Source organism: Zoogloea sp. JDB1 (assembly GCF_056724025.1).
Window position 1 is genome coordinate 5254416 of record NZ_CM161496.1, and the last position, 16809, is coordinate 5271224.

Below are 16809 nucleotides of genomic sequence, written 5' to 3' on the forward strand. Positions count from 1 at the left end.
TCTCGCCCCCGCGCCTCATTTCTCACTCTTTCTTTTCAGGTCTCATTTCACCGCACAGCAAGATCAAAAATAAAACCTCCATACATTTCACCTGCTTACAAAAAAAGCAGTGCACAAATCCGGTATTCAATCGGCAATTGGCACGCCCCGTGCACAAAGGAGCGTAATTCGCCAACCAATTGAAGCCCAATTGTGAAACACGACTTCCAAATTCCTCCGATCGGCATCCTGGCCAATCCCGCCTCGGGGCGGGACATCCGCCGGCTCACCAGCAAGGCGCTGGTTTTTCCGACGGTGGAGAAGGTCAACATGATCGAGCGCCTGCTCGGTGCCTTCGGCGCAGTGGGGGTGCAGCGGGTCGTGATGATGCCGGACGTGGTGGGCATCGCCGCCGGCCTGACCCGCGCCATCGACGGCCACCGGGCCGACCGCGGCCAGCCGTGGCCGCAGGTGGAATTCCTGCAGATGCCGCTGCGCCATGACGCCAGCGACACCACCGAGGCGATCCGCCGCATGCGGGCGGCCGGCGTGGCGGTCATCGTGGTGCTCGGCGGCGACGGCACCCACCGCGTGGTGGCCTCCGAATGCGGCGACATCCCGCTGGCGACGCTGTCGTCGGGCACCAACAACGCCTTCCCCGAATTGCGCGAAGCAACGCTGACTGGCCTCGCCGCCGGCCTGCTGGCGAGCGGCGCCGTCGGTATCGACGAGGCCGCGGTGCCCAACAAGCAGCTGCGCGTACGCCTCGGTGATCGGGAAGAAATTGCGCTGGTGGATGTCTGCGTGACCCACCTGGACCACGTGGGCGCCCGCGCCGTGTGGGACCCGTCGAGCATCGCCGAGCTTTTCGTGAGCTTCGCCGAACCGGACGCCATCGGCCTCTCCAGCATCGCCGCGATGCTCGCCCCGGTGGGCCGCAACGAGTGGCACGGCGCCTGGGTGCAATGCGATGGCGCCACCTCGTCGGTGCTGGCCCCCATCGCGCCGGGGCTGGTCGTGCCGGTGCCGGTGGCCAACCACGGCCTGCTTCTGCCCGGCGAGCCCCGCCCGCTGCGCTGCCTGCGCGGCAGCCTGGCCCTCGACGGCGAACGGGAAATCGAACTGAACGGCCGCCAGCCGGCCAGCGTGACCCTCGAACTGGACGGCCCGCGCACGCTGGACGTACGCGCCACCCTCGCCGCCGCAGTACGCCACGGAGCGCTACGGCGACCGCTGGCCACGGAGCTGCTGGCATGAAGCCCCCCTTTCTTCCCGTCTGCGGCCCGCCCGCAGCCCTCAACCCCGGACGGCGCCCCGCGGCGCCGACCGCCACCGACCCCGGCGCGGGCAGCCCGCTCCGCACCGGAAGCACCACCCAAAAATCCACAATCTGGAGACAACCGTGACCAAGAAACTGACTCGCGATGACCTGCTGACGGCCTACCGCACCATGCGCACCATCCGCGAATTCGAAGAGCGTCTGCACACCGACTTCGCCACCGGCGAGATCCCCGGCTTCGTCCACCTCTATGCGGGCGAAGAGGCGTCCGCCACCGGGGTGTGCATGAACCTCACCAAGGACGACCACATCGCCAGTACCCACCGGGGCCACGGCCACTGCATCGCCAAGGGCGTCGATCCGGTCGGCATGATGGCCGAGATCTGGGGCCGCAAGACCGGCACCTGCAAGGGCAAGGGCGGCTCGATGCACATCGCCGACCTGTCGGTGGGCATGCTCGGCGCCAACGGCATCGTCGGCGGCGGCGGCCCGCTGGTGTGCGGCACCGCGCTGGCGGCCAAGCTGCGCGGCACCCGCAACGTCAGCGTGTGCTTCTTCGGCGACGGCGCCTCCAACCAGGGCACCATCTTCGAAGCCATGAACCTGGCCTCGGTGTGGAATCTGCCGGTGATCTTCCTGGCCGAGAACAACGGCTACGCGGAGGCCACCTCCTACAACTACTCGGTGGCCTGCGACACCATCGCCGACCGCGCCTCGGCCTTCGGCATGCCTGGCATCACGGTGGACGGCTTCGACTTCTTCGCCGTCCATGAAGCCGCCGGCGAGGCCATCGAGCGCGCCCGCAACGGCGGCGGCCCGTCCTTGGTGGAAGTGAAGCTGTCCCGCTACTACGGCCACTTCGAGGGCGACCAGCAGACCTACCGCGCCCCCGGCGAAGTGCAGAACATCCGCGACACCAAGGACTGCCTGCTGCAGTTCTCCCGCCGCGTGACCGCCAGCGGCGAACTCGCCCAGGCCGACCTGGACGCCATCGACGCCGAAGTGAAGGCCCTCATCGACGGCTCCGTGGTCAAGGCCAAGTCCGACCCGAAACCCACCGAAGCCGACCTGCTCACCGATGTGTACGTGAGCTACTGATCACGCCCGCCCAAAGAATCCAGGAGACATAAAAATGGCACGAAAGATTACCTACCAACAGGCCATCAACGAGGCTCTCGACCAGGAAATGAGCCGCGACCAGAACGTCATCGTGATGGGCGAAGACGTGGCTGGCGGCTCCGGTGCGCCGGGCGAGCAGGACGCCTGGGGCGGCGTGCTCGGCGTGACCCGCGGGCTGTACGCCAAGCACCCGGGCCGCGTCATCGACACCCCGATCTCCGAATCCGGCTACGTCGGCGCCGCCATCGGCGCCGCCTGCTGCGGCATGCGCCCGGTGGCCGAGCTGATGTTCGTGGATTTCCTCGGCGTGTGCTTCGACCAGATCTTCAACCAGGCCGCCAAGTTCCGTTACATGTTCGGCGGCAAGGCCGAGACCCCGGTGGTCATCCGCGCCATGTACGGTGCCGGCTTCCGCGCCGCGGCCCAGCACTCCCAGTGCCTGTACAACATCTTCACCCACATCCCGGGCCTGAAGGTGGTGGTGCCATCCAACCCCTACGACGCCAAGGGCCTGCTGATCCAGTCGATCCGCGACAACGACCCGGTGATCTTCCTGGAACACAAGGCCCTCTACACGATGGAAGGCGAAGTGCCGGAAGAACTCTACACCGTGCCCTTCGGCGAAGCCGCCGTGGTCCGCGAAGGCCACGACGTGACCATCGTGGCCTTCGGCCGCATGGTGCTGAAGGCCCAGGAGGCCGCTGCCGATCTGCAGAAGCAGGGCATCCACTGCGAGATCATCGACCCGCGCACCACCTCGCCGCTGGACACCGACACCATCCTCGAAAGCGTCGAGAAGACTGGCCGCCTGGTCGTCGTCGATGAATCCCACCCCCGTTGCAGCATGGCCTCCGACATCGCCGGCCTGGTCGCCGAACAGGCCTTCGACAGCCTCAAGGCACCGATCCGTCAGGTTACCGGCTTCCACTCTCCGGTGCCGTTCAGCGACGCACTGGAAGAGCTTTACATCCCCAGCGCGGCGAAGATCGTCGCCGCCGTCAAGAGCGTCAAGGAGTACAAGTAATGTCTGCCATCCAAACCATCACCATGCCGAAGTGGGGCCTTTCCATGCAGGAGGGAAAGGTCAACGGCTGGCTCAAGCAGGTCGGTGATGCCGTCGAGCAAGGCCAGGAAATCGTCGAAGTCGAGAGCGAGAAGATCGCCGGCGCCGTCGAAGCCGGTGCCACCGGCGTGCTGCGCCGCCAGCTCGCCAATGAAGAAGACGTGCTGCCGGTCGGCGGCCTGCTCGGCATCATCGCCGACGCCAGCGTGTCCGACGCCGACATCGACGCCTTCGTCGCCGACTTCCTGTCCAACTTCAAGCCGGCCGACGGCGAGGAGGAAGACCAGGGCCCGACCACCCAGAAGATCGAGGTCAATGGCCACAAGCTGCGCTACCTCAAGCGCGGCGAAGGCGGCGAGCCGATGCTGCTGATCCACGGCTTCGGCGGCGACCTCAACAACTGGCTGTTCAACCACGAAGCGCTAGCCGCCGATCGGGAGGTGTATGCCCTCGACCTGCCCGGCCACGGCGAATCCACCAAGGACGTTGGCGAAGGCAGCCTGGCTGCGCTGGCCGACACGGTGGCAGCCTTCCTCGATTCGGTCGGTGTCGCCTCGGCCCACCTGGTCGGCCACTCGATGGGCGGCGCGGTGTCCCTCACCGTGGCCCTGCGCCACCCGGCCAAGGTCCGCTCCCTCAGCCTGATCGGCAGCGCCGGCCTGGGCAACGAGATCAACACCGGCTACATCCAGGGCTTCGTCTCCGCCGCCAACCGCAACGCGCTCAAGCCGCTGCTGGCCGACCTGTTCGCCGACAGCAGCCTGGTCACCCGCCAGCTGGTGGACGACCTGCTCAAGTACAAGCGCCTGGAAGGCGTCGGCGAGGCCCTTTCCACCCTGTCCGGCAATCTGTTCGCCGACGGCCGCCAGAACAGCGTAATGGCCGACCAGCTCGCCGCACTGGGCAAGCCGGTGCTGGTGATCTGGGGCGAGGAAGACCGCATCATCCCGGTCGCCCACGCCCACGCGGTGTCCGGCAAGGTGCAGGTGGAAGTGTTCGGCAACCGCGGCCACATGGTTCAGATGGAAGCCGCCAACGACGTCAATCGGGCCATTGCCCGCTTCGTCGGCTGACCGGCTCCGCCGGCGGGCGGAACGCCGGCCCACGGGTACCCCCCCTCCCCGTGGGTTAGTGTCCGCCCTGCCGCGCGGGCCGCCGCAGGCCTGAAAACATCGGAGTCCGGCCCGAACCGGACCGCAAGCCCCCACCCCAAGGAGACATCATGCCCACCGCCCACGCCACGCCCGTTAGCCTGCGCGGCGCCGACAAGCTGGCCCGCATCCCCGTGAAGGTGGACAGCCAGCGCGCCTCGCCACCCAAGCCGCCCTGGCTGCGCGCCCGCGATCCTGGCACCGCGTCCGTGCGCGAACTGCAGAAGCTGCTGCGCGAGCAGGAGCTGCACACCGTCTGCGAGGAGGCCGACTGCCCCAACATCGGCGAGTGCTTCGCCCGCGGCACCGCCACCTTCATGATCATGGGCAGCATCTGCACCCGCCGCTGCCCCTACTGCGACGTGGCCCACGGCCGTCCCGCCCCCCTCGACGCCGACGAGCCGGCCCGGCTGGCACGCACCGTGGCGGCAATGGCGCTGCGCTACGTGGTCATCACCTCGGTGGACCGGGACGACCTGCGCGACGGCGGCGCCGCCCATTTCGCAGCCTGCATCGCGGCGATCCGCCAGAGCTCACCGCAAGTGCAGATCGAGATACTGACGCCAGACTTCCGCGGCCGCGAACAGCTCGCGCTGGAAACCCTGGCCGACGCACTGCCCGACGTCTTCAACCACAACCTGGAAACCGTGTCGCGCCTGTACCGCGCGGTGCGCCCCGGCGCCGACTACGCTGCGTCCCTGCGCCTGATCGCCGACATGAAGGCCCGCCACCCGGCGCTACCCACCAAGTCCGGGCTGATGCTAGGCCTCGGCGAGACCGACGAGGAAGTGCTCGCCGCGATGCGCGACCTGCGCGCCCACCACTGCGACATCCTGACCCTCGGCCAGTACCTGCGCCCGTCCGCCTCCCACCTGCCGGTGGAGCGCTACGTGCCGCCGGAGGAGTTCGAACGCTGGCGCCACATCGCGCTGGAGATGGGCTTCGTCGAAGTCGCCGCCGGGCCGCTGGTGCGCTCCTCCTACCGGGCCGACCAGCTGGCCGCCGGCAGCGGGCTGATCGCGGAGGGCACAGCATGAGCATCCCGATCCGTCTCAACGGCCAGACCCGCGAGATCCCCGCCCCGTGGCGCGTCGCCGACCTGGTCATCGACCTCGGCTACGCCGGCAAGCGGGTGGCCGTCGAAGTGAACGGGCAGATCGTGCCCAAGAGCCATTACGCCCATACCCCGCTGGTCGGGCAGGACCGGGTGGAAATCGTTGTCGCAGTCGGAGGAGGCTGACATGGGAAAACCCGAAGCACATCACGTCACTACACCGCTGGACACGCCCTTCGTAATGGGCGGCCAGACCTTCCGCTCGCGCCTGCTGGTCGGCACCGGCAAGTACCGGGACTTCGCCCAGACCCGCGACGCGGTCGAGGCCAGCGGCGCGCAGATCGTCACCGTGGCGATCCGCCGCACCAACATCGGCCAGGACCCGGCCCAGCCCAGCCTGCTCGACGTCCTGAACCCGCGCCAATACACCCTGCTGCCCAACACCGCCGGCTGCTACAGCGCAATGGAAGCGGTCCGCACCCTGCGCCTCGCCCGCGAGTTGCTGGACGGGCACGACCTGGTCAAGCTCGAAGTGCTGGGCAGCCCGGAAACCCTCTACCCCAACATGCCGGAAACCCTCAAGGCGGCCGAAGTGCTGGTGCGCGACGGCTTCCGCGTGATGGTGTATTGCTCCGACGACCCGGTGCAGGCACGCATGCTGGAGGACATCGGCTGCGTGGCGATCATGCCGCTGGCCAGCCTGATCGGCTCCGGCATGGGCATCCTCAACCCGTGGAACCTCAACCTCATCATCGACGCCGCGCGGGTGCCGGTGATCGTCGATGCCGGCGTCGGCACCGCGTCGGATGCCGCCATCGCCATGGAGCTGGGCTGCGACGGCGTACTGATGAACACCGCCATCGCCGCCGCCGGCGACCCGGTACGGATGGCCACCGCCATGCGCCTCGGCGTGGAGGCCGGCCGCCACGCCTTCCTGGCCGGCCGCATGCCGCGCCGCCTGTACCATGCCAGCGCCAGCTCGCCGCTGGAAGGCGTCATCGGGCGCTGAAACGTCCCGCTGCCGGCCCACCGGCGGCGGGACAAAACAGCGGGCAAGGGAACGCGCACGCGCGACCACGACTCTCAAGGGCTTTCCCCATTAGCGGAGCCGGCGCCAGCCGCCGACAATGCGCCCATGAAAGCCCTCAACCAGATCCCCCTGTCCATGCTCGACCTCGTCGCCGTCCGCGAAGGCGGCAGCGTGGCCGACGCCCTTGCCATCTCCCTGCGCACCGCGCGCCACGTGGAGTCCCTCGGCTTCACCCGCTACTGGCTGGCCGAACATCACAACATGGCCGGCATCGCCAGCTCGGCCACCGCCGTGCTGGTCGGCCACATCGCCGGTGGCACCACGCGCATCCGCGTCGGTTCCGGTGGTGTGATGCTGCCCAACCACGCCCCGCTGGTGGTCGCCGAAGCCTTCGGCACGCTGGCCGAGCTCTACCCCGGACGCATCGACCTGGGCCTCGGCCGCGCCCCCGGCACCGACGGCCTGACCATGCGCGCCCTGCGCCGCGAGCGCATCGAACGCGAAGAAGACTTCCCCCGCGACGTGGCCGAACTGCAGCAGCTGCTCGCCGCCCCCCAGCCCGGCCAGAAACTGATCGCCATGCCCGGCGCCGGCACCAATGTGCCGATCTGGCTGCTCGGCTCCAGCCTGTTCTCGGCGCGCCTCGCCGCCGAGCGCGGCCTGCCCTACGCCTTCGCATCCCACTTTGCGCCGCGCCTGCTGCTGCAGGCCCTCGACGTCTATCGCAGCAACTTCCACCCGTCGGAACAGCTCGCCAAGCCCTACGCCATTGTCGGCGTACCGCTGATCGCTGCCCCCACCGACGAGGAGGCCGACTTCCTGGCCAGCAGTACCTACCGCCGCGTGCTCGGCATCCTGCGCGGCGACCGGCGCCGCCTGCAGCCGCCGGAAGAGCACTTCATGGCCAACCTGCATCCGGAGGAGCGCGCCGCCATCGGCGACTTCCTCGGCGCCGCGGTGATCGGCAGCCCGGACAGCGTGCGCGCCGGCCTCACCCGCCTGGCAGAAGCGACCGACGCCGACGAGTTCATGCTGGTCAGCGACGTCTTCGACCCGGACCTGCGCCTGCGCGCCCTCGACATCGCCGCCCAGGTCTGCAAGGCTTGAGGCCTTCCCCGATCAACCGACGCCTTCGCATCCCATGTCCGACTCTGTTTTTAGCGGCCTCGAACCGGCCGCCGTGTGGTCCCATTTCGCCACCCTGTGCCGCATTCCACGCCAATCCAAGGCCGAGGACGCACTGCGCGAGCATCTGCTCGACTGGGCGCTGAGCCGCGGCCTGGCCGCCGAGGTGGACGGCGCCGGCAACCTGATCATCCGCAAGCCGGCCAGCCCCGGCTACGAGGCGGCCCCCGGCGTGGTACTGCAAGGCCACCTGGACATGGTCTGCCAGGCCAATGCCGACACGCCCCACGACTTCGCCCGCGATGCGATCCGCCCGCGCCGCGACGGCGGCTGGCTGGTTGCCGACGGCACCACACTCGGCGCCGACAACGGCATCGGCGTTGCACTGATCCTCGCCGCGCTGGAGGACAAAGCCCTCGTCCACGGCCCCCTCGAAGCCCTGTTCACGGTAGATGAAGAAGCCGGCATGGGTGGCGCCCAGGGCCTGGCTCCCGGCGTGCTGCAAGGCAGCCTGATGCTCAACCTGGATACGGAAGACTGGGGCGAGTTCTACCTCGGCTGCGCCGGCGGTGCCGATGTCAACGTCCATCGCCCGGGCCACCCGGCACGCCTGCCCACCGGCTTCATCTGCCGGCAGATCCGCCTCGGCGGCCTGCGCGGCGGCCATTCCGGCGTGAACATCCACGAAGAACGCGGCAACGCGATCAAACTGCTGGTGCGCGTGCTGCGCAGCCTAGAGGCGGACTTTCCGCTGCGCCTGGCCAGCCTGCAGGGCGGCACCGCCCGCAACGCGCTGCCCCGCGAGGCCCAGGCGGTGGTGGCCCTGCCGACGACGCAGGTCGCCGAACTGGAGGAAGCCCTCGCCGGCTGGCAGGCCCTGCTGCGCGAAGAGCTGGCCGGCGTGGACGACGGTGTCAGCCTGCACACGGGCCCGGCCAGCGCCGATACATTGCTGGCCGAAACCGAACAGGCGGTGTGGCTGGCCTCCCTGCACGCGGCGCCCCATGGCGTGCGGCGCTGGAGCCTGGCCGTACCCGGCGTTGTGGAAACGTCCAACAACCTGGGCGTGGTGTCCGTGAGCCCCACCGAAGGCAGCGCCAACTTCATGGTGCGCTCCCTGCGCGACAGCGGCAGCACGGCGCTGGCGGAAGAGATCGTCAGCCTGTTCGCACTATCCGCCACGCCCGCCGAAATCTCCGGCCACTATCCGGGGTGGACGCCCAATCCCACCTCGCCCTTGCTGGCCCTGTGCCAGGCAGCCTACACACGGGAGTTCGGCGGCGAATCGCAGGTCAAGGTGATCCACGCCGGGCTGGAGTGCGGCATCATCGGTGCCAAGTATCCGGAGCTGGACACGGTCTCCTTCGGGCCGACGATACGTGGCGCCCACGCCCCAGGCGAGCGCGTCGACATCGACTCCGTCGGCCGCGCCTGGCAGCTGTTCACCGCCATCCTCGCCGACATCGCCCGCAGCCCGCGATGAACCCGGACGATCTGCAGGCGCTGGTCGAGTATGTGATGCCCTTCGGCAAATACAAGGGACGCGTGCTGGCCGACCTGCCGGGCAACTACCTGGCCTGGTTCGCCCGCCAGGGCTTTCCGCCCGGGCGGCTGGGCCAGCTGCTGGCGCTGATGCTCGAGCTCGACCACAACGGGCTCAAGCCGCTGCTGGCTCCACTGCGACGCCGACCGCCACCAGCATGAAAAATGCCGCCCCCTCACGGGAGCGGCATTTTTCATTTCCTGGGCGGCACTCGGTCATGAGTCCGTCCGACGGCAACTCAACTGCCACCCGGCTCCATCTGCGACTGCAGGTAGTTGGGCAGGGTCACGTCGTCGATCAACGACAGCTGGGTTTCCAGCCAGTCGATAGCTTCTTCACAGGCTTCCAGCAGCTCCTGCAGCAGGTCGCGGCTGACGTAGTCGCCCAGCGACTCGCTCAAGGCAACGGCTTCGACCAGCAGCGGGTGCTGCACGTCCTGCTCGTACTTGAGGTCGCCTTCCAGGCATTCCCTGACGTTCTCGCCGATCAGCAGCTTGCCCAGGTTCTGCAGGTTGGGCAGGCCTTCCAGAAAGAGGATGCGCTCGATGATCTCGTCCGCTTCCTTCATCACCCGGATCGACTGCTTGTAGTTGTAGTCGTTGAGCTTCTCGAAGCCCCAGTTGCGGAACATCCGGGCATGCAGGAAGTACTGGTTGATCGAGGTCAGCTCGTTGGTGAGCGCCTTGTTCAGGATGTCGATGACCTTCTTTTCGCCTTTCATCGCGGACCTTTCTTGTTAGTTGGGGTGGCCAGGCTTCATCTGGCTTTGCAGGTAGTTGTGCAGGCCCACCGCGTCGAGCAAGCGGAGCTGCTTTTCCAGATAGTAGGCGTGGTCCATCTCGGTGTCCTCGAGTTGCACCAGCAGCATGTCGCGGGTCACGTAGTCCTGGGCCTTCTCACAGGCCGCGATGGCCTTCTTGAGTTCGCCGACCACGTGGTATTCCAACGCCAGGTCGGCCTCCAGCATGTCCTTCACGCCCTTGCCGACCTTGATCGCGCTGCGCTTGTCCACGTAGGCCGTGCCTTCCAGGAACTGGATGCGCTGGATCAGCGCGCGGGCGTGCTGACGCTCGTGCTCGGATTCGTGCAGGGCCTTCTCGGACAGGTGCACATAACCCATGTCCGAATACATCTCGCCGTGAATCAAATACTGATCGACCGCCGCCAGCTCTCCCGCCAGCAGGTCGTTGAGAATGCCAATGATCTTCTTGTCGCCTTTCATGGGGGACTCCTTTTTATTCCAGCTTTTTAGGCTGGCATGGAAAGCGCGGAGAATCAAGCTTGGCCGGGGAGTAGGAGGTTTTACAGACTCGCCTATCGCCGCGGGTCCGGCGCAAGGCACAATAGCGAAATATAAGGAATCTCTGATTGCCGCGGCCCGGCAATCCCTCGATTGAGGCGGCAAACGATGAAACCGATGCCCGTTCCACATGCATCCTCTCCTCTGCTCACAGCCCCTGTGAAACGCTTCGCATCGTTACTGACCCTTACCCTGCTCGGCGGCTGCGATGCGCCGCCTGCGCCCAGCGGCCCCCACTACACGGAAGTACCGCCGGGCGGTAGCGCGCCGGTACTGCGCTTCGCCATCCCCCCTCTGCACAATCCGCAAAAACTGGCCTCGGCCTACCAGCCGCTGATCGACCACCTCAACCGACAGTTGAACGGCGTACACCTGGAACTGGAAGCCTCCCGCGACTACGCTGAATTCGAGCGGAAGCTCCGCCAGCGTGGCCCTGAATTCCTGCTGCCCAATCCCTGGCAAACCCTCGAAGCCGGAAAAATGGGCTACCACGTGCTGGCGATGGCCGGTGAGCCCGCCGACTTCAAGGGCCTGATCCTGGTCCGGCGGGACAGCCACATCCTGCACATCCACGACCTCAAGGGCAAAGCCGTCAGCTACCCGTCGCCGACAGCGCTGGCGGCCTGCATCATGCCCCAGTGGTTTCTCCACACCCAAGGCATCGACGTCATGCAGGATCTGGACAATCGCTACGTCGGCTCCCAGGAGTCCTCCATCCTGAACGTCTATCTCGGGCAGACGGCCGCCGGCGTGACCTGGCCGCCGCCATGGCGCGCCTTCCAGAAAGACCACCCGCGCGAAGCCGCCGAACTGCGGGTGGCCTGGGAAACGCCAGCCCTCATCAACAATTCGGTGATGGCCCGCCAGGACGTGCCGGAAGCCATCGTCGCCACGGTGCGCCGCAGCCTCGTCGAACTGGAAGGCAGCGCGGAAGGGCGCCACATCCTGGCCGGCATGGAGACCGCCCGCTTCCGCCCCGCCGAGGACAAGGACTACGAGATGGCGCGGCGCTTCATCGCCGAATTCGAAGCCAAGGTCCGCAAGGTCGAGGACCGGCGCTGATGACCATTCCTGTACTCAAAGGCATATTCGGCAGCCTGCGCCGCCAGCTGATTGCCGGTGTGGCCGTCTCCATCGCGCTGCTGACCATCGCCTTCGTGTTCTTCCTGACCTACTGGCAGCAGCAGTTTCTGCTCGAACGGCAGGAAGAACACGCCCTCGGGATGGCGCGGACCCTCGCCACCTCGTCGGCGATCTGGCTGGCCTCGCGGGACGCGGCCGGCCTGCAAGAACTGGTGTCGGCCCAGCAACGCTACAAGTCGCTGGAGTTCGCGATGGTCACCGATGTGCGCGGCCAGATCCTGGCCCATACCGACATGCGGCGGATCGGGCTGTATCTGGCCGATCTCCCGCGAAGCACCCACGAAACCTTCCTGTCCCGGCATCTCTCGCTCACCGACGCCGCCGTGCCGGTAATGATGAATCAGCGGATCATCGGCTGGGTGCGCGTCGGTGTCGGAGAGTCCGACATCGAAACCCGCCTGACCACCATCCGCCATTCCGGCCTGCTCTTCGCGGTGCTGGCGATTGCCCTCACCACGCTGTTCTCGGTCTGGCTCGGCACCCGCATCACCCGCCGGCTCGGAGTGCTCAGCACCGCCATGAGCCACGTCGAGGGCGGCGACGCTCAGGTCCGCATCACCCTCGCAGGGGCGGACGAAGTAGCCTACCTGGCCCACGCCTTCAACCGCATGCTGGACGCCCTCGCCGAACGCGAGGAGCAGCGCCGCCAGGCCGAAGCCGCGCTGCAGGACTACCGGGAACACCTGGAAGAACAGGTGGCCGAACGCACCGCCGCGCTGTCCCAGGCCCGCGACGCAGCCGAGGCCGCCAACGTCGCCAAGAGCGTGTTCCTGGCCAACATGTCCCACGAGATCCGCACGCCGATGAACGCGATCATCGGCCTCAACCACATCGTCCGCCACGCCGAGCGCGACCCGCTGCAGGTCGAACGGCTCGACAAGATGCAGCAGGCCGCCCAGCACCTGCTCGGCATCATCAACGACATCCTGGATTTCTCGAAGATCGAGGCCGGCAAGGTCAGCCTGGAGAGCGAGGAGCTGGAGGTCGCCGCCTTGGTACAGGAACTGCTCGACATGGTCGGCGAACGGGCCGCGGCCAAGCAGCTGTCGGTGATCCAGGAGATCGACCCGGCCCTGCCCGCGTGGCTGTGCGCCGACCGCCTGAAGCTGACCCAGGTGCTGCTGAACCTGGCCAGCAATGCGGTGAAATTCACCGAGCACGGCCGCATCGTGTTCCGCATCCGCCTGCAGGATACCGACGGCGACCTCCTCCGGGTGCGCTTCGAGGTCAGCGACACCGGTATCGGCATCGACGAAGCGCAGCGCGAACGCATCTTCAAGGCCTTTCAGCAGGCCGACAGCTCGACCACCCGCAAGTACGGCGGCACCGGCCTGGGACTGGTGATCAGCCGCAAGCTGGTCGAGCTGATGGGCGGCTGCCTCGCCGTGGACAGCGTTCCCGGCGAGGGCAGCACCTTCTGGTTCGAACTGCCGCTGCGGCGCAGCCTGCTCGACGGAGGCCAGCACGCCGCCACGGCGCAACCCGCCGCTCTCCCGACCATCGCGAGCACCCCCGATCCCGGCCTTCTGCACGACAAACGGATCCTGCTTGCCGAGGACAACCCGACCAATCAGGAGGTCGCGCTGGCCCTGCTGACCGAGCAAGGCATGCGGGTGGACGTGGCCAACGACGGGCGCGAGGCGCTGGCCCTGGCCACCGCCACCGCCTACGACCTGATCCTGATGGACATGCAGATGCCCAACATGGATGGCCTGGCGGCCACCCGCGCGATCCGCCAGTTGCCGGACCGGCAGACGGTGCCGATCCTGGCGATGACCGCCAACGCCTTCAAGGACGACCGCGAGCTGTGCCTCGCCGCCGGCATGAACGACCACATCGCCAAGCCGGTCGATCCCGAACGCCTGTACCGCACGCTGCAGGAATGGCTGCCGCCGCGGCCGGCCGCACCCGCATCGACGACGGAAACCGCAGCCCCGACCACCGACGCCAACGGCGACGGCCAGCTGCGCGCGCAGCTCGAATCCATCACCGGGCTGGATGTGGCCGCCGGCCTGCACATCGTGCGCAACCGCCTGCCGACCTATCTGCGCATCCTGCACATCTTCCTGCGCACCGAAAGCGACGCCGCGGCGCAGATTCTCGCCGCCCTCGCCAGCGGCCGGCGCGACGAGGCCTACGAACGGGCCCACACGCTGAAGGGCGCGGCCGGCAACATCGGTGCGATGCCGGTGTACCACCTGGCCGACGCCCTCTGCCACGCCCTCAAGCAGGACACCGCCGATGGAGCGGCACAGGCGCAGCGCGCCGCCGCCGAGCTCGCCCAGGCACTCCCACCGCTGGTCGACGCGCTGTGCGCGCGGATCGGCGACGACACCGACGCCCCGCCCAACCCGTGACGGGGCGCGTGCGCCGTCAGAACTTCAGCGTCAGCCCCGCATATAGCGAACGCCCCATGCCCGGCACACCGATGCCGTAGGGTGTGCCGCTGCCGTTGAGCGACATCGTCGTGCCCTGGCCGATGTAGGCGCCGCCCAGCGGCAGGGTGTATTGCTTGTTGAAGGCGTTGTCGATGCCCACGTCGACGCGGTAATGCTGCTGCTCGTAACTGCTGCGCAGATTCAGCAAACCATAGCCGGCGGTGCGGATCTCGTTGCGGACCTGGGATACGTCATCCTTGGCCTTCACGAAGACACCTTCGACGCTGTTGATCCACGCCCCCACGCGCTGCTCGACGGTGAGCCGCGCGTTGAGCGGCATGATGTTGTAGAGGTGATCGTCGGTCTGCGCATTCTTGCCGCGCACATAGCCGACGACGGCCTTGCCGGTGAGGCTGCCGAAGCCCGCGCCCTCGGCCAGCAGCGCCTGCCCGGACAGGTCGATGCCGGCGATGCGCGCATCGGTGTTGACCAGCTTCAGGTAATTGAAGCGCTGCGGCGTACAGGTGGTGAGGCAGCGCGCATCGATGTAGTTGTCGATATAGGAATAGTAGGGCGTGATCTTCAGCGCCCAGCGCTGGCTCTCCGTGTCGCGGAGATCGGCGCTGACGCTCACGGTGTGCGCCACCTCCGGCTTCAGCTCGATATCCCCCACGTAGCCGTTGCCGTCGTTGAGCCAGTTGTTCATGGTCATCGCCATGCCATTGGTGGACCACGTATAGCGCTCGTAGAGGCTCGGCGAGCGGGTCTTGCGCGAATAGCCGCCCTCGAAGACGCGCCCGGCGGCGGGCGTGAAGCGCAACATCAGCGTCGCGTCCACGTTGTCGTCGGTCTTGCGGCGGTCGGCGGCGTTGAAGCGCGCCGCATCGGCGCCGTACATCATCGCCATCGTGTTGTAGCCCTGCACCGTGCCGGCATTCATGCGCAGGGTGCTGCTGCGCACGCCAGCCAGCGAGGTCCACCGCGGCGACCATTGGGCTTCCCATTCCCCATAAAGATCGAAACGGTCGCGCTGGCCGTCGTTGATATTCGAAAAGGTATTCGGCGACATCATCATCGAGTTGGCCACCGGCAACCACCAGTCGTCCAGGCGATAGCGCTGGTATTCTGTGCCGACCCGCAGCGTGTCGCGCTCGTTCAGATTGATCTCGGCCTTCAACTGCGCGCCGATGTTGTTGCCCTTGGTGTCCATCGGCATGCCCGCCACGTTTTTCGCAGCGCCATACCAGTACAGCTTGTCCTTGCCGAAATCCATCTGGTGGCGGGTCTGCTCCTGGTAGATCCGCCCCTGCAGGCTGCCCCACACAAAAGTCCCCGTGTAATTGAAAGCAAAGCGGGAACTCTTGTTATCCGTCATATCCATGTGCTGGTTCGGGAATCCCTGATAGGGAATGTGCTGCAGTCCGGCCTTCAGCTCGAACAGATGGTTGCCATTGCGCAAGGCCACATCCAGCGCCTGGTTGATGGACTTGTAGGCCGACGAGGCGACCTCGTCGCTGGCGATCCAGTGCGATCCCGCCAGCGTATCGAGCGCTGTCGTCCCGCTCTTGAAGGCCTTGGCCGACCGGTAATTTCGCGACTCCGCCTCCGAGCCGGCGTAGGTGACGCTCAGGTTCTCGCTGGCCCAGGTCGCCGTCGTATTGAAGCCGTGCGCATCGCCATTGGAACGGTAGAACGCCCCAAGCTCACCGGTCGTCAGCGTACCCTCGCCCGCCGCCGCAAAGCGTGGTGCACGGGAATCGACGACCACCGTCGCGCCGATGCTGTCGCCCCCCAGGCTCACCGGCCGCACGCCGGAATAAACCTGAATCTCGCCAATGCGCGTCGGATCGATATAGGACAGCGGCGGATTCATGTGATTGCCACAGGCCGAAATCAGGTCCATCCCATCCACCTGGATGCGATTACGGTCGTCCGCCAGCCCCTGGATGACCGGCAAGCTCGACACCCCACCCGCCGTCGACATCGCCGCCCCCGGCACACCCAGCAGCAAGGCTGCCGAATCGCTCGTCGCGGCCCGCTGGCGCGCGATCCACGACCGCTCCACGCCCTGCTTACCATTCACAGGCTCGATGCGGGACGCCGACACCGCCACCTCCGACAACTCGGCTGGCCCATCCGCCGCCCACGCAGCCGGAACGGAAACAATCGGGAACAACGAGGCAATCATCAGGGCAAGCCGGGAGGGCACGGGCGCAACACGTCGCATGGGGACTTCCTTATCCACTCAATTTCGTCAGGCCCGGATTCTCTTACCTCGCGAAATGATTGCCGATGCGACAAGATGCCGCAGCAAGACGGCGGCATGACGCTTCAATGGCGTCGCATGGAGCATGTTTGAGCGTGCGGATATCATGTGGACGACTGCGCATCGAATGCGGGCCGGTGCACGGACAGCGTGCACGCGGCGACATGCCATGTTGCGACGTCAATATGCTTCGAGGCGCCGACAGCATTCAATACTGACAACGCACCGTGCAATATCACTACAGCAATATTCGACGGTCACGCCGCAACATTGTCCGTTCACGCCGCAAGATGCTTGCAGAGAGATGCAGCATGCATCGTGCACTGCTCACGCCCCTATCTGCGCGCAGCAGCATCACATCGCAACCCGTGCACAGTTG

Annotated in this window: 15 protein-coding genes; 12 read left to right on the forward strand and 3 right to left on the reverse strand. The window is 66.9% G+C overall.

The window, feature by feature from the left end; genetic code table 11:
• The first annotated feature begins 192 nt into the window (after positions 1-192).
• The 10 genes from AC1PPK_RS23895 to AC1PPK_RS23940 all read left to right on the forward strand — a co-directional run bounded on the left by AC1PPK_RS23895 (position 193) and on the right by AC1PPK_RS23940 (position 9504).
• Complete coding sequence (locus AC1PPK_RS23895; protein ID WP_481115473.1) at positions 193-1236, forward strand: ATP-NAD kinase family protein; 1044 nt, start codon at positions 193-195, stop codon at positions 1234-1236.
• A 145-nt stretch (positions 1237-1381) separates the two neighbouring features.
• A complete protein-coding gene (locus AC1PPK_RS23900) occupies positions 1382-2356 on the forward strand; it encodes a thiamine pyrophosphate-dependent dehydrogenase E1 component subunit alpha (RefSeq protein ID WP_481115474.1) in 975 nt (324 codons plus the stop codon).
• Between the two features lie 34 nt (positions 2357-2390).
• Entirely contained in the window at positions 2391-3401 is a 1011-nt protein-coding gene (locus tag AC1PPK_RS23905) for an alpha-ketoacid dehydrogenase subunit beta (protein WP_481115475.1), read from the forward strand.
• On the forward strand, positions 3401-4513 hold the full coding sequence (locus tag AC1PPK_RS23910; RefSeq protein WP_481115476.1) for an acetoin dehydrogenase dihydrolipoyllysine-residue acetyltransferase subunit: 1113 nt from the start codon (positions 3401-3403) through the stop codon (positions 4511-4513). Before AC1PPK_RS23905 ends, AC1PPK_RS23910 begins: the two co-directional genes overlap by 1 nt.
• 149 nt (positions 4514-4662) lie before the next feature.
• Positions 4663-5628 carry a lipoyl synthase gene (gene lipA, locus AC1PPK_RS23915; protein ID WP_481115477.1) on the forward strand — a complete coding sequence of 322 codons (966 nt, stop codon included), beginning with the start codon at positions 4663-4665 and terminating at the stop codon, positions 5626-5628.
• Positions 5625-5831: a sulfur carrier protein ThiS gene (gene thiS / locus AC1PPK_RS23920; protein ID WP_481115478.1), complete on the forward strand. Its 207-nt coding sequence runs from the start codon at positions 5625-5627 to the stop codon at positions 5829-5831. The genes lipA and thiS overlap by 4 nt, the downstream gene beginning before the upstream one ends.
• Positions 5832-5886: 55 nt before the next feature.
• Complete coding sequence (locus tag AC1PPK_RS23925; protein ID WP_481118262.1) at positions 5887-6654, forward strand: thiazole synthase; 768 nt, start codon at positions 5887-5889, stop codon at positions 6652-6654.
• A gap of 126 nt (positions 6655-6780) precedes the next feature.
• Positions 6781-7782 carry an LLM class flavin-dependent oxidoreductase gene (locus AC1PPK_RS23930; RefSeq protein WP_481115479.1) on the forward strand — a complete coding sequence of 334 codons (1002 nt, stop codon included), beginning with the start codon at positions 6781-6783 and terminating at the stop codon, positions 7780-7782.
• Between the two features lie 34 nt (positions 7783-7816).
• Positions 7817-9283 (forward strand): aminoacyl-histidine dipeptidase, encoded by a 1467-nt coding sequence (locus AC1PPK_RS23935; RefSeq protein ID WP_481115480.1) that lies wholly within the window; start codon positions 7817-7819, stop codon positions 9281-9283.
• On the forward strand, positions 9280-9504 hold the full coding sequence (locus AC1PPK_RS23940) for a DUF3820 family protein (RefSeq protein ID WP_481115481.1): 225 nt from the start codon (positions 9280-9282) through the stop codon (positions 9502-9504). Before AC1PPK_RS23935 ends, AC1PPK_RS23940 begins: the two co-directional genes overlap by 4 nt.
• A gap of 77 nt (positions 9505-9581) precedes the next feature.
• Here the strand turns inward: AC1PPK_RS23940 and bfr (AC1PPK_RS23945) are convergent, their stop codons facing one another.
• Both bfr (AC1PPK_RS23945) and bfr (AC1PPK_RS23950) read right to left on the reverse strand, forming a co-directional pair.
• Positions 9582-10064, reverse strand: coding sequence for a bacterioferritin (gene bfr / locus AC1PPK_RS23945; protein WP_481115482.1), 483 nt, complete (start codon positions 10062-10064; stop codon positions 9582-9584).
• A 15-nt stretch (positions 10065-10079) separates the two neighbouring features.
• Complete coding sequence (gene bfr / locus AC1PPK_RS23950) at positions 10080-10565, reverse strand: bacterioferritin (protein ID WP_481115483.1); 486 nt, start codon at positions 10563-10565, stop codon at positions 10080-10082.
• A gap of 237 nt (positions 10566-10802) precedes the next feature.
• On the opposite strand from bfr (AC1PPK_RS23950), the gene AC1PPK_RS23955 reads away from it, so the two are divergent.
• Positions 10803-11705, forward strand: a complete 903-nt coding sequence (locus tag AC1PPK_RS23955) for a PhnD/SsuA/transferrin family substrate-binding protein (RefSeq protein ID WP_481115484.1) — start codon at positions 10803-10805, stop codon at positions 11703-11705.
• Positions 11705-14143: an ATP-binding protein gene (locus AC1PPK_RS23960; protein ID WP_481115485.1), complete on the forward strand. Its 2439-nt coding sequence runs from the start codon at positions 11705-11707 to the stop codon at positions 14141-14143. The genes AC1PPK_RS23955 and AC1PPK_RS23960 overlap by 1 nt, the downstream gene beginning before the upstream one ends.
• Before the next feature lie 16 nt (positions 14144-14159).
• Here the strand turns inward: AC1PPK_RS23960 and AC1PPK_RS23965 are convergent, their stop codons facing one another.
• Positions 14160-16352, reverse strand: coding sequence for a TonB-dependent receptor plug domain-containing protein (locus AC1PPK_RS23965; RefSeq protein ID WP_481115486.1), 2193 nt, complete (start codon positions 16350-16352; stop codon positions 14160-14162).
• Positions 16353-16809: the final 457 nt, after the last annotated feature.